This is a genomic window from Streptococcus sp. KHUD_018 (assembly GCF_054861215.1).
Genome location: NZ_CM142176.1, coordinates 670055 through 684121, shown reverse-complemented (window position 1 = coordinate 684121; position 14067 = coordinate 670055). Strand labels below are relative to the sequence as shown.

General features: G+C 41.5%; 13 protein-coding genes. 4 read left to right on the top strand and 9 right to left on the bottom strand.

The features are described from left to right. Window positions 1-267 precede the first annotated feature (267 nt). The 5 genes from ACVBD2_RS03450 to ACVBD2_RS03430 all read right to left on the bottom strand — a co-directional run bounded on the left by ACVBD2_RS03450 (window position 268) and on the right by ACVBD2_RS03430 (window position 3824). The gene (locus ACVBD2_RS03450) at window positions 268-1041 is read right to left on the bottom strand and encodes an HAD hydrolase family protein (protein ID WP_461686128.1); all 774 of its coding nucleotides are present in this window, start codon (window positions 1039-1041) and stop codon (window positions 268-270) included. A 4-nt stretch (window positions 1042-1045) separates the two neighbouring features. Next, window positions 1046-1903: a bifunctional methylenetetrahydrofolate dehydrogenase/methenyltetrahydrofolate cyclohydrolase gene (locus ACVBD2_RS03445; RefSeq protein WP_461686127.1), complete on the bottom strand. Its 858-nt coding sequence runs from the start codon at window positions 1901-1903 to the stop codon at window positions 1046-1048. Window positions 1904-2052: 149 nt separating this feature from the next. Beyond that, entirely contained in the window at window positions 2053-2373 is a 321-nt protein-coding gene (locus ACVBD2_RS03440) for a TfoX/Sxy family protein (protein WP_461686126.1), read from the bottom strand. A 33-nt stretch (window positions 2374-2406) separates the two neighbouring features. Further along, the gene (locus tag ACVBD2_RS03435; protein WP_461686125.1) at window positions 2407-3141 is read right to left on the bottom strand and encodes an amino acid ABC transporter ATP-binding protein; all 735 of its coding nucleotides are present in this window, start codon (window positions 3139-3141) and stop codon (window positions 2407-2409) included. Beyond that, the gene (locus ACVBD2_RS03430; protein WP_461686124.1) at window positions 3141-3824 is read right to left on the bottom strand and encodes an amino acid ABC transporter permease; all 684 of its coding nucleotides are present in this window, start codon (window positions 3822-3824) and stop codon (window positions 3141-3143) included. Before ACVBD2_RS03430 ends, ACVBD2_RS03435 begins: the two co-directional genes overlap by 1 nt. Window positions 3825-4014: 190 nt before the next feature. On the opposite strand from ACVBD2_RS03430, the gene ACVBD2_RS03425 reads away from it, so the two are divergent. The 4 genes from ACVBD2_RS03425 (at window position 4015) to ACVBD2_RS03410 (ending at window position 7683) form a co-directional block, all read left to right on the top strand. Beyond that, window positions 4015-4245 (top strand): DUF1797 family protein, encoded by a 231-nt coding sequence (locus ACVBD2_RS03425; protein ID WP_000443577.1) that lies wholly within the window; start codon window positions 4015-4017, stop codon window positions 4243-4245. A gap of 237 nt (window positions 4246-4482) precedes the next feature. Further along, on the top strand, window positions 4483-6741 hold the full coding sequence (locus tag ACVBD2_RS03420) for an ATP-dependent Clp protease ATP-binding subunit (protein ID WP_461686123.1): 2259 nt from the start codon (window positions 4483-4485) through the stop codon (window positions 6739-6741). Window positions 6742-6872: 131 nt separating this feature from the next. Then, window positions 6873-7325, top strand: coding sequence for an NUDIX hydrolase (locus ACVBD2_RS03415; RefSeq protein ID WP_461686122.1), 453 nt, complete (start codon window positions 6873-6875; stop codon window positions 7323-7325). 58 nt (window positions 7326-7383) lie between these two features. Next, complete coding sequence (locus ACVBD2_RS03410; protein WP_173258722.1) at window positions 7384-7683, top strand: DUF1827 family protein; 300 nt, start codon at window positions 7384-7386, stop codon at window positions 7681-7683. A 66-nt stretch (window positions 7684-7749) separates the two neighbouring features. Here ACVBD2_RS03410 and metK read toward each other — a convergent pair whose 3' ends face one another. From metK to ACVBD2_RS03390, 4 genes are all read right to left on the bottom strand, one after another. After that, window positions 7750-8940 (bottom strand): methionine adenosyltransferase, encoded by a 1191-nt coding sequence (metK, locus tag ACVBD2_RS03405; RefSeq protein ID WP_261009736.1) that lies wholly within the window; start codon window positions 8938-8940, stop codon window positions 7750-7752. Between the two features lie 593 nt (window positions 8941-9533). After that, window positions 9534-10877 (bottom strand): DEAD/DEAH box helicase, encoded by a 1344-nt coding sequence (locus tag ACVBD2_RS03400; RefSeq protein ID WP_008284610.1) that lies wholly within the window; start codon window positions 10875-10877, stop codon window positions 9534-9536. Between the two features lie 132 nt (window positions 10878-11009). Beyond that, the gene (locus ACVBD2_RS03395; protein ID WP_049485409.1) at window positions 11010-11825 is read right to left on the bottom strand and encodes an endonuclease/exonuclease/phosphatase family protein; all 816 of its coding nucleotides are present in this window, start codon (window positions 11823-11825) and stop codon (window positions 11010-11012) included. A gap of 51 nt (window positions 11826-11876) precedes the next feature. Further along, window positions 11877-14063 (bottom strand): PTS transporter subunit IIBC, encoded by a 2187-nt coding sequence (locus ACVBD2_RS03390; RefSeq protein ID WP_461686121.1) that lies wholly within the window; start codon window positions 14061-14063, stop codon window positions 11877-11879. Between the last annotated feature and the right edge of the window lie 4 nt (window positions 14064-14067).

Sequence of the window (14067 nt, the reverse complement as noted above, 5' to 3'; positions counted from 1 at the left end):
CCAAGTTTTATAATATATTTTATATATTAAATATATCAAAACGCACCTTAAATTGCAATTATTTTCCATTAATTTAACCCAATAAAATGATATATAAGAAGGGGTCATTTAAAAGGAATAGTTGCAATGAAAATAGCTTTCGATTCTAGATTCTTTCTACTACAAATTGAATTCCATTAATATCTTTTTCAAACTTCAAATTTATAGTTTATAGACTGCATTACTCTACATAAAAAGAAGGCGAACCTTGTTCTACCTCCTTCTACACTATTTTCCCTTAAATTCCGCAAAAGTCTGTAAGATTTTGGCTGCTACTGCTGGAGAAGGAGCTCCTTTTAGCTCTAACGTTTCATCTGCATATGGAGTAAGGCCAGCAAAGTCTCCTATCTGAACTGAATAAAGAGATGTCTTAAACAGTTCAATATCGTTTTGATCATTTCCAAAGGCGATGAAGTTTTCCCCACATAACGTTTCAACTGTTGTAGCCTTATGAGTATCCAAGGGATTAACATAAAGGCACTTTTCATGCGCATGATAGGAGAGATGAGCCTGTCCTAGTCTTTCTAACTGACCAAGCAGGTCATCAAGCAAATCCTCATGGTCGCCCATATAAACGACTACCTTAATCGGAGTACCCAAGTCCTCGAGTTTCTGATGACGAGCGACCTTTAGGGGATCCACACTGGAGATAAATGGAATCTTCTCCACAATCTGACCACTAAAGTCAAAGCAATCATCTGCAAAGAAAGGGAGATTATAGGTCTGGCAATAATCCACTAGCGCCTGATAAACTCTAGCATCGAGATTCCTTTCATAGATAGCCTGTCCCAGATGGTAGGCTACGCCTCCATTCAAACCTATAACCAAGCGCTGACTGAGTTCAGGACCTAATAAACCCAAGCAGTCCCGATAAGAGCGAGCTGAGGCAAACACAAGCTCATGCCCATAATCTTCAGCCTTTAAAAGAACCTGCTGAATCTCCTCATCTATGGTCATGTAGTCAAAAGATAATGTCCCATCCAGGTCAAATACGAATTTCATCTTCCTAGTCCTTGTTCAGTGTACGAAGCGCTGCCTGATAGGTTTGCTCCATCAGCATGGTAATGGTCATCGGACCAACTCCACCAGGTACAGGTGTGATGTGACTAGCAAGTGGTGCAACAGCATCATAGTCAACATCTCCACAAAGCTTGCCATTTTCATCTCTGTTCATCCCTACATCAATGACAACCGCTCCTGGTTTCACAAATTCAGGAGTCACAAACTTAGCACGACCGATTGCGACCACCAGAATATCTGCCTTAGCAGCCACTTTGGCAAGGTGATGGGTGCGTGAGTGGGTCAAGGTCACAGTCGCATTTTTAGCCAAAAGAAGCTGAGCCATTGGCTTTCCAACAATATTGGAACGACCGATGACAACCGCATTTTTACCCTCTAGATCAATCCCATATTCATGAAACATTTCCATAATTCCTGCAGGTGTCGAAGGAATCATAACTGGATGACCAGACCAGAGGCGTCCCATGTTTAGGGGATGGAAACCATCCACATCCTTTTCGGGGTCAATGGCTAATAAAACTGCCTCTTCGTCAATATGTTTAGGTAATGGTAACTGAACCAAAATCCCATGCCAAGCTGGATCTTGATTGTATTTGGCAATCAAGTCTAACAATTCCGCTTGGGTAATAGTCTCTGGAACTCGCACAACTTCACTACGGAAGCCAGCAGCGAGAGCTGACCGTTCCTTGTTGCGAACATAGACTTGGCTGGCAGGATTGTCCCCAACCAAAATCACCACCAAGCCTGGAACTAGACCTGTTTCTTCTTTTAGTTTGGCTGTCTTTTCAGCCAACTGTCCTTGTAACTTAGCTGCAAGAGCCTTCCCATCAATAATCTGTGCCATATTTCTTCTCTTTTCTATCAAATATCTTCTATTATATCAAAAAATACCTTGGCATTCTAACACTTCTTGACTAATAGACCTTATAGTTTGAAACTATAAGAAAAAGCTCTTATCGAGCTTTTAGTGCCTATTTATCTTAGGCAAGCCTATCATGCTTTCTTTTTGACCTTGGGAGCAGGCAAAACTTCGTACATATCCTTGATTAGTCTCGCTAGAAATAACTTGTCTTCAAGGTCTTCTATTAAAATCATCTCCTTGGCTCCTTCATAAGGACGTTCAAGTCTTGTCTGGCCCAGTTGATCCAAGACCACCTTCATAGGCTTCAATAACAAACGATTATCATAGATTCCCCCAATAATCTTCCCACGATAATAAAGGATATACTCTCCCATCATTGGACGATAACTCATCTCCTCTAGCTCTGATAGCTGATCGGGAATAAAATCTAAATATTCCTTACTTGAAGCCATGATTTCTACTCCACTTCTTCTAAAAATGAGGTCTTACAAAACCTTACTCAAAAAATCCTTGGTCCGTTGTTCTTGGGTTTGGTCAAAAATCTCCTCTGGCCTTCCATCTTCAACAACAACCCCATCCGCCATAAAGATAACACGGTCTGCTACCTCACGCGCAAAGCCCATTTCATGAGTCACAATCACCATGGTCATCCCCGACTTAGCAAGGTCTTGCATAACAGCTAGAACTTCCCCAACCATCTCAGGGTCTAGGGCAGAAGTCGGTTCATCAAAGAGCAAAACATCTGGTTCCATAGCCAAACCACGTGCAATGGCAATCCGTTGTTGCTGCCCACCTGACAAACTCTGTGGATAGGCCTTTGCCTTATCTGGTAGACCAACTTTTTCTAGCAGTTCTTGGGCTCTTTTATCCGCTACTTCCTTGCTTTCTCCTTTGGTTTTTATTGGTGACAAGGTGATATTTTCCATCACCGTCATATTGGGAAAGAGGTTGAATTGTTGGAATACCATGCCCATCTTTTCACGCATAGCAAAAAGATCATTCTTCTTATCCGTAATATCGACTCCTTCAAAGATAACCTTTCCCTTACTTGCTTCTTCAAGGAGATTCATCGAACGAAGGAGGGTTGATTTCCCGCTCCCTGACGGACCGATAATGACCACAACTTCTCCTCGTTTAATCTCAAGGTTGATGCCTTTTAAAACTTCATTTTTCCCAAAAGACTTATGTAGTTCTTCAATTTTAATCAAGGTTTCTGTCATTATTTCTTGTCTCCTTGTCCAATATGTTTTTCAAATGCTTTCAACGCCACTGTCAAAACAGAAGTCATAATCAAATAGTAAAAGGCTGCAAATAAGAGAGGCGTTAGAGGTAGATAGGTCGTCGTTGCTACCGTTGTAGCTCCATTCCAAAGTTCCATGACTCCGATTGTTGACAAAAGCGAACTATCCTTTATAATGGTGATAAATTCATTTCCCAATGCTGGTAAAATATTCTTGATTGCCTGTGGCAAAATAACATAACGCATAGCATTTTTAGGACGAATACCCAAGGAATAAGCTGCCTCTAACTGCCCTTTAGGAACGGCATTGATCCCTGCACGAACAGTTTCTGAAACATAAGCTCCACTGTTCATAGAAATAATCAGAATACCAGGAATCAAACGAGAAAGGTCCACACCTAAAATCCCTACTTGAATAGTGGGCGCATCGATATGCATGAGGGCAAAGGCAATCATAATCTGAACCATCATCGGAGTACCTCGGAAAATCCATACATAGATATTCGCAAACCAGACAAGAGGTTTAAAACGTGAGCGTTGAGTAAAGGCCAATAAGACACCTAGAATGGTACCGAAAAAGACTACCAGAATTGAAATCACTACAGTGATAAGAGCTCCGTAATTAAAATAAGGTAAATACTTTGGTAAAAAGGAAAAATTCATATAAACTCAGCTTTCTAAACATTAGATTGTATGATTATAACATAGCTTGAATTAAAATTCAATATTTTTTCACTGATTTTCACCAATAATTTTATGCAAAAGAGAAATAGCGAGAAATCTTAGTTTTTTCTAGTCAAGTCCCCGTGGTTTATGGTAAAATAGTAACGATAAGAAATGGAGGAGAATCATAATGGAATCACATTTGGTTAGAATCATTAACCGCCTAGAAGCAATGACAAAAGATGGTGGAAATCTAAAACGTAATTTTGAACGTGAAGGTGTTGTTGTCGCAGAAGTTGCATACAGCCACGACGAAGAAAACGGATCACTCTTCACCCTTCGCGATGTTGAGGCACGTGAAACTTATACCTTTGATAGCATTGATTTGATTGCAATGGAGATCTACGAACTCCTTTACTAATATAAAAACAACGGGCAGTAAGGCCCGATGAATGAGAATCCTTTTTGTCACCGCAAATGGGATTTTTTCTTACCTTCAATGTCGCTTGATTCTCCATAAATCCTTCTTTTAAAAACGACCACTTCCCAATCTTTTTACTTGCTTTACACCTTAATCATGCTATAATGAGAGTATAAAACTTTGACTATTCTTGACCTTTTTCTTAGACCAAGAATAAGAATGAAATGAGGTAGATGTATGCTCTGTCAAAACTGTAAAATAAACGACTCAACAATTCATCTGTATACCAATATCAATGGACAGCAAAAGCAAATTGATCTCTGTCAAAATTGCTATAAAATTATCAAAACAGACCCAAACAATACCCTCTTTAAGGGAATGACTGACCTAAACAATCGTGACTTTGATCCTTTCGGAGACTTTTTCAATGATTTGAACAATTTCAGACCTTCTTCTAATAACATCCCTCCCACTCAATCTGGTGGAGGAGATGGGGGCAATGGGGGCTACGGACCTCAAAACCGTGGTCCACTTCAAACACCTCCTAGCCAAGAAAGAGGACTCCTAGAGGAATATGGTATCAACGTAACTGAAATTGCCCGTCGGGGAGATATTGACCCCGTTATTGGGCGCGACGATGAGATTATCCGTGTCATCGAAATTCTCAATCGCAGAACCAAGAATAATCCTGTTCTTATCGGTGAACCAGGTGTTGGTAAAACAGCCGTTGTCGAAGGTCTGGCTCAGAAGATTGTCGATGGCGATGTTCCCCACAAACTCCAAGGCAAGCAAGTTATCCGTTTGGATGTGGTCAGTCTAGTTCAAGGAACAGGTATTCGAGGCCAATTTGAAGAACGTATGCAAAAGCTCATGGAAGAAATTCGCAATCGTGAGGATATCATTCTCTTTATCGATGAAATCCATGAAATTGTTGGTGCAGGATCTGCTGGCGATGGCAATATGGATGCTGGAAATATCCTCAAACCTGCCCTTGCCCGTGGTGAATTGCAACTGGTCGGTGCCACTACTCTCAATGAATACCGTATCATTGAAAAAGATGCTGCTCTAGAGCGCCGTATGCAGCCTGTCAAGGTAGATGAACCAACTGTCGAAGAAACCATTACTATCCTCAAAGGGATTCAAAAGAAATACGAAGACTACCATCATGTCAAGTACACAGACGCTGCTATCGAAGCTGCTGCCAATCTTTCCAACCGCTACATCCAAGACCGCTTCTTGCCTGACAAGGCTATTGACCTTTTAGACGAAGCCGGTTCAAAGATGAATCTGACGCTGAACTTTGTTGATCCTAAAGTGATTGACCAGCGTTTAATTGAAGCTGAGAATCTCAAGGCTCAGGCTACACGAGAGGAAGACTTTGAAAAAGCTGCCTACTTCCGTGATCAGATTGCCAAGTACAAGGAAATGCAAAAGAACAAGGTGACCGATCAGGATACTCCAATCATCAGCGAGAAAACCATTGAACATATCATTGAGCAGAAAACCAATATCCCTGTTGGTGAACTCAAAGAAAAAGAACAATCTCAGCTTATCCATCTAGCAGACGACCTCAAAGCTCATGTCATTGGTCAAGATGAAGCTGTCGATAAGATTGCAAAAGCCATCCGTCGTAATCGTGTTGGACTTGGTACTCCCAACCGCCCAATCGGAAGTTTCCTCTTTGTCGGACCAACTGGTGTCGGTAAGACAGAACTTTCCAAACAACTAGCCATTGAGCTCTTTGGTTCTGCTGACAGCATGATTCGCTTTGATATGAGTGAATACATGGAAAAACACAGCGTGGCTAAATTAGTCGGTGCCCCTCCAGGTTATGTCGGCTACGATGAAGCTGGTCAGTTAACGGAAAAAGTTCGTCGCAATCCCTACTCTCTCATCCTTCTCGATGAAGTCGAAAAAGCCCACCCAGATGTGATGCACATGTTCCTTCAAGTCTTGGACGATGGTCGTTTGACAGATGGGCAAGGACGAACAGTTAGCTTTAAGGATGCTATCATTATCATGACCTCAAATGCGGGTACTGGCAAGGCCGAAGCCAGCGTTGGTTTTGGAGCTGCTCGTGAAGGTCGAACCAACTCTGTTCTCGGTGAACTCGGCAACTTCTTTAGTCCTGAGTTTATGAACCGTTTTGACGGCATCATCGAATTTAAACCTCTCAGCAAGGACAACCTTCTCCAAATCGTCGAACTCATGCTAGCAGATGTCAACAAACGCCTCTCCAGCAACAATATCCACCTCGATGTGACAGACAAGGTCAAGGAAAAGTTGGTTGACCTAGGATATGATCCAAAAATGGGAGCACGGCCACTCCGCCGTACCATTCAAGACCATATCGAGGATGCCATCACTGACTTCTACCTTGAAAATCCAAGTGAAAAAGACCTCAAGGCAGTTATGACAAGCAATGGCAAGATTCAAATTAAATCTGCCAAAAAAACTGAAAAAATAGAAGAGATTGCTTCTGAAAAAGAAGAATAAAACGATCTAACAGGTGCAGGAAGTCTATCAATTTCTGCACCTTTTTTTACTAAAATAACTGTTTATTCTTGACAGCTCGCCCCTCGTCCATTATGATAATAATAAAGATACTATAGAATGAGGAAAATGCAATGGCAAACCCAACTTTTGGTGAAAAAAAAGAAAATGTGATCTACCAGCACCGCTATGGTGTTTACGCAGTTATTCCTGATCCTGAAAAAAAACAAATTGTCTTAGTTCAAGCTCCCAATGGTGCTTGGTTCTTGCCAGGTGGAGAGATTGAAGCAGGCGAAGACCATCAAGAAGCACTGAAGAGAGAACTAATCGAAGAACTTGGCTTTACAGCTGAAATCGGAACATATTATGGACAAGCTGATGAGTATTTTTACTCTCGCCACCGTGATACCTACTACTACAATCCAGCTTACCTCTACGAAGCTATTTCTTTCCAAGAAGTACAAAAGCCATTGGAAGATTTTAATCATATTGCTTGGTTTCCTATTGATGAAGCAATTGAAAAACTCAAACGTGGTAGCCATAAATGGGGAATAGAAGCTTGGAAAATTCAGCATAGAATTGACTAAAATACACGATTTTATCCAAAAAGTGCTATAATAGAGTTAGAAAACTGGAGGAACTATTATGAAGCTTATCAACACGACTAATTCACACTCGCAACTTGTTAAAAGCCAATTAGAAAGTACTGACGCAACCCTTGTTGAGGTCTATTCTGCTGGAAACACAGATGTGATTTTCACACAAGCTCCGCTTCACTATGAAATCCTCATTTCCAACAAACACCGCGCTATTCGTGAGCCAGAAATCGAAACCATTCAAGATTTCTTCATGAAACGCAAGATTGATAAACAAAAAATTGATGAAGCTAATATCAAGACGCTTTATTCAGATAAACTGATTGAAATTTCTATTCCTACAAAATAAGAAAGCCAGCTCTAAGCTGGTTTTCTTTTGCAAAAAAGCTTGGTAATATTACCAAACTTTTTTATTTTATTTCACAGCTTCTTTCAAAGCATCTACCTTATCCAAACGTTCCCACGGAAGGTCAATATCTGTACGTCCCATATGTCCATAAGCCGCTGTTTGACGATAAATTGGGCGTTTGAGGTCCAGCATTTGAATAATTCCTGCGGGGCGAAGATCAAAGATTTGACGAGCCGCTTTTTCAAGTTTGCTTTCAGCTACTGTTCCTGTACCGAAGGTATCGATACGAACAGAAACAGGTTGCGCAACACCGATAGCGTAGGCCAATTGAACTTCTGCCTTCTTAGCCAGACCCGCTGCAACAATATTTTTGGCAATATAACGAGCCGCATATGAGGCTGAACGGTCCACCTTAGTCGCATCCTTACCAGAGAAGGCACCACCACCGTGACGAGAGTAGCCACCATAAGTATCCACGATAATCTTACGGCCAGTCAAACCTGAGTCTCCTTGAGGTCCACCGATGACAAAGCGACCAGTTGGATTGATGAAGAATTTTGTTTGCTCATCCAAGTAAGAGGATGGAATAACTTCTTTGATAACCTTGTTAATCACATCTTGATGGATTTGTTCATTAGTAGCTTCTGGATCGTGCTGAGTAGAAATAACGACTGTATCCACGCGCACTGGACGGTCATTCTCATCGTATTCAACAGTCACTTGGGATTTGGCATCTGGGCGAAGATAGCTGATTTCACCAGACTTGCGAAGTTCTGCCAAACGACGAACCAGTTTGTGGCTAAGCGAGATTGGCAATGGCATGAGTTCCTCTGTCTCATCCACAGCAAATCCAAACATGAGACCTTGGTCACCAGCTCCAATCAAGTCCAATGGATCTTGATCTGCATTCCCACGAACCTCCAAGGCTTCATTAACTCCTTGAGCAATATCTGGAGATTGTTCCACTAAAGACGGATGGACTCCCACCGTCTCCGCAGAAAATCCATATTCTGTATTGGTATAGCCAATCTCGGCGATAGTATCACGAACTACACGGTTAATATCCACGTAGGCATTTGTAGAAATTTCACCAAAAACGTGGACAGAACCAGTGTATACAGCTGTCTCAGCAGCAACATGCGCCTCTGGATCCTTAGCTAAAATAGCATCCAAAATCGCATCTGAAATTTGGTCTGCAATCTTATCCGGATGCCCCTCAGATACAGATTCAGACGTGAATAATTTACGTTCTGACATAAAAATGTCCCCCCTTAAAAAATATTGTTATAGAGTTACAAAGTACTGATAGGTATCTCTACAGTCTAAGAGTTACGACGCGAAAGAAATAAAACGATACTTTTTTATTTCTGAAGCTAGTAAGGCGCATAAGGTGACCGCATTATAGCAGCAACCGTAGAAGGACGAGTGACTTTGGAGCCGTCATTCTTTGCGAGTTACGACGCAAAAGAAATAAAAACGATACTTTTTTATTTCTGAAGCTAGTAAGGCGCATAGGGTGATCGCATTATAGCGGCAACCGTAGAAGGACGAGTGACTTTGGAGCCGTCATTCTATGCGAGTTACGAAGCGAAAGAAATAAAACGATACTTTTTTATTTCTGAAGCTAGTAAGGCGCATAGGGTGACCGCATTATAGCGGCAACCGTAGAAGGACGAGTGACTTTGGAGCCGTCATTCTTTGCGAGTTACAAAGTACTGATAGAAATTTCTACCATCTTATCGGGACTATATAACCTTATCATTATACCACTTTTTACTTTTTTTTGCAGTATTTTTGAAAAATCATAAAACGAAGTTAGAAAAAGGAGCCATTCAGCTCCAATTTTGTTCTTAGAAAGTTTGGCGTTTGGCTTTTCGCTCTGCACGGCCACGTGCGCGATTTTCAGCACGCTTTGTTTTGCGGCGTTTTTCATCCACCGCCCATTGAATCTTCTTCTTATAGCCTGGTTTGACTTTTTTCTTTTTCTTTTTGACCAAGCCAATCATTTCAATATCAAGCTTATCCTGCTTCTTTTCACGGTTGGCACGACGATCACGGTCATAGGTATCTTGAAACTCTCCGTCTTTGACCATCTTAGGAGTAAACTTGATTCCTAATTTCTCCAACTCACGGATATCCGAGTCATCGCTTGGCTGGTAAAGGGTAATAGCTGTACCAGGCAGTCCGTTGCGCCCAGTCCGTCCAACACGGTGAACAAAGAAGGACAAGTCTTGCGGAATGGCATCATTAATAACATGGCTGACACCTTCAATGTCAATCCCACGCGCTGCCAAGTCTGTTGCGACAATGTACTCAAAATCCAGATTTTTCACCTGATTCATGATCCGTTTGCGTTCACGAGGAGCAATGTCTCCATGAATCTTAGCTACCTTCAATCCTTGAGCAGTCAAGTAGGCATGTAACTCATCAGCACGCGTTTTTGTGTTAACAAAAATCATTGCCAAATAAGGCTGCATCAACTGAGTCAGCTGGTAAATTTGAGCATTCTTGTCGCGGCCCTTGGTCGAAATCAACCAATTATCAATCGTATCAGAAATGACTGTCTTAGTCTTGATTTTTTCCATGACAGGATTTGACAAGTATTTTTTCAAGAATGGTTGCAATTTTTGTGGAATAGTTGCTGAAAAGACCATGAATTGCAAGTCTTTTGGAAGGCTCCCTGCAATCTTATCAACGGTTTCCAAGAATCCCATATCCAAGGTCATATCCGCTTCATCAATTACAAAGGTCTTGGCCTTGTGAATAGCCAAATCACCAGATTTGACCAAGTCATAGATGCGACCTGGCGTTCCGATAACAATATGTGGTTGGTTGCTGGCAAGTTTTTCAATCTGACGCGCCTTATCCGTACCACCCACATAATTAACCACACGAACTTCGACATCTGAGTGAGCTGCAATCTGACGGGCTGCTTGGTAGATCTGAGTAGCCAACTCACGACTTGGTGCAGTAATGACCGCTTGCACACTATCGCTAGTTTCATCTAATTGCTGAAAAATGGGTAGTAAGAAAGTGTGGGTCTTTCCTGAACCTGTTTTTGACTCGCCCACCAAGTCACGACCTGCCAGTACAATAGGGATTAATTTTTCTTGTACCTCTGTCGGAGTTGTAAATTTTAACTCCTCCAAGGCTTCTACTATATAATTTTTAAATTGAAATTTCTTAAATGACATACTATCCTCGATTCTATCTTTTCAATTATACCATATTTTGTCCTATTGCAGTAGCCCCATTTGAGTCTCAGTCCTGTAGTAAAGATTCGAATAGATTAAAAAGTTGGAACTCTCTGGTTCCAACCTCTTTCATTATTTCCAGGTCAATACAGCATTCAAACCATAATGATCACTGACTTGTGGACTATTTTGTCCATCAAAAACTACTTGCAAACTCTCTACTTCTAACTCTTTGGTCGTAAAGACGTAGTCGATTCGTAATGGCTCGGTATTGCCTTTCCAGCCATCAATTTCTGGTGGAACGGTATAGCTACCACTTCTTTCTTTCGCAACTTCAAACGCGTCTTGTAATCCTAATGGGCTAGCTAAAATCGCTTGATAGCCTTCCTGACCAGCTGGATTATTAAAATCACCCGCTAAAATTAGAGGTTTCTTCAACTCTTTTAGTACAGCCTCAAATCGTGCCCATTCTTCTTGGAAACCTTTATCCCACCAAGAGAGATGAACGCTTGCAAGAGCAAGTTCCTTACCTTCAACCTCTGTCTCAGCCAAGGCAACGCGACGAGTATGGTAGTCCGTTGGATCATCTACATCTGATACTAAAATCTCACGCGCCTTAATAGGTGTTTTGGATAAGATGGCTACGCCTTCATGGTAGCGGTCATAGCCAATATGATTGTAAGCCCAAGTCCAGTAGTAGTTTTTCCCTTTCTCAGACAATTTTTCAACCAGAAGTCGGACATAGTGGTCCTGATGAATGGGTTCTGCTGATGGTAAAGCTTGATAGTGATTGTTAACCTCTACCTCAGGCGAAGTCATTTCTTGATTGATTTCTTGGAAACAAATCAAATCATAATCCTTATCAAGAATGTCTTGGAATAAGATTTGGAATTTTTCCTCTGCTTCCTTCTCCATCCAACTGTGGGTATTGAGTGTTAGAAATTTCATGCTTTTCTCCTAAAACAAGAGGTTGGAAAACAGCTTCCAACCCCAAGTATATTACAATTCTACTTTAGCAACTGCTGTTTTAGCTGCAAGAGAACCTGTTTGTTCTAATTTAACTGATTTGAGGACATCACCATTTGTGAAGACAACCACTGTTGATGTTTTGCGTCCTGCTTCTCGAATAGCATCCAAGTCAGCTGTGACAAGAAGGTCACCAGCGGCCACTTTTTGTCCTTCAGAGACATGAACAGTAAATGGTTTTCCTTCAAGACTTACTGTATCCAAACCAATATGAACAAGCACTTCAAGACCTGAGTCAGTGACAAGACCAAGAGCGTGTTTTGTTGGGAAGATACTTGATACAGTACCAGTAACTGGAGATACAATGTTACCATTTGCTGGCTCTACTGCAAATCCATCACCCATCATTTTTTGAGCAAAAACTGGATCTTCCACTTGTTCTAAAGCAACAACTTGACCGTCAGCTACTGAGTAAACTTCTTCAGTTACACCTTTGTAGTGTACAGTATTTTGTTGAGTTTCTGTCATTTGGCTTGGAAGAGTTTCAGGAATTACTTCACCTGAGTCAAGGATATCTTGGATATCAGATTTCAATACGTCAGCTTTTGGTCCGTAGATAGCTTGGACACCTTGTCCTTTCATGACAAGACCCATAGCTCCTTCTGCTTTCCATTGTTCCTCAGTACCAACGCGATCTGCGTCTTTAACAGTTACACGAAGACGAGTCATACATGCATCCACATCTACGATATTTGCACGACCACCAAGAAGGTTAATGATGTTTACGGCTTGAGAAGCTGCTGCAACTTTTGGAGTTCCAGGAGCTGCTTCTTCTGATGTTCCTTCAGCTGTTTCGTAGTTTCCGTTACGTCCTGGAGTTGCGTAGTTGAATTTCTTGATCATGAAGTTGGCAATGAAGTACATGATGACTGCAAAGAGGACAGTTACCCAGATAAAGTTAATGATATCCATACCAAGACCAGCGTTGATAGCTAGCGGAGTACGAGTCAAGAATTCAATTGAACCGAATGAGTGCACACGAAGGTGAACGATATCCGCCATAGCAAAGGCAGCACCTTGAACAAGAGCATACACTAGGTAAAGAGGTGTTGCGATAAACATAAACATATACTCGATAGGTTCAGTAACCCCTGTCAAGAATGTTGCAAGGGCTGTCGCAATCATCATACCCTTGTATTGGTGTTTCTTGTCAGCATCAACATTGCGGTAGATAGCAACGATGACACCCATCAAGATACCGAATGAACCAATCATTTGTCCAACTTTGAAACGAGCTGGGTGAACAGTATCTAACAAGTGTTGGTATTGACTAGCATCAGTACCTTTAAGGTTTACAAGGTCTGTTACCCATGCAAGCCATAGTGGGTCTTGACCGAATACTTGAGTACCTTTAGCTGCACCAGTTAAAATGTCATAAGTACCACCAAGAGCTGTATAGTTCATTGGGATAGTCAACATGTGGTGAAGACCAAATGGCAAGAGCAAACGTTCCAAAGTACCATACAAGAATGGTGCAAGAACAGGTGCTGTTTCTTGTGAATTGGCAATCCAGATACCAAAGTTGTTGATACCTGTTTGAACAACTGGCCAGAAAGCTGCAAGTACAATTGCTGCAATAGCTGAACGAAGGATGACAACGAATGGTACGAAGCGTTTTCCGTTAAAGAATGAAAGTGCATCTGGAAGTTTACGGAAGTTGTAGTATTTGTTAAAGGCAGTTGCCCCTACAAAACCAGAGATAATCCCTACAAAAACACCCATGTTCAATGCTGGTGCTTCAAGAACACTGATGAAGTAATCAGAAACTTTGATTGAGCCTCCAAAGAGAGTAGTGACCATAGCCTCAGGGTTTTTCAGCATATCACTTGTAACTCCAAAGATAGTACCAGTGATACGGTTGATTAAGATAAAGGCAAGTCCTGCTGCAAAAGCACCGCCTGCACGTTCTTTAGCCCAGCTACCACCGATAGCAAGAGCAAACAAAATATGAAGGTTACCGATAACTCCCCAACCGATTTGCTCAAGAATTCCACCTGTAATAACAAGTGGGGCAAGATTTGGGTCAATCAATGCAAGCGACTTACCGATTGAAATCATCAATCCAGCCGCTGGCATAACAGCGATAACCACCATCAATGCCTTACCGAATTTTTGCCAAAATTCGAAAGACAAGACATTTTTGAATGTAGCTTTCATCATTCAA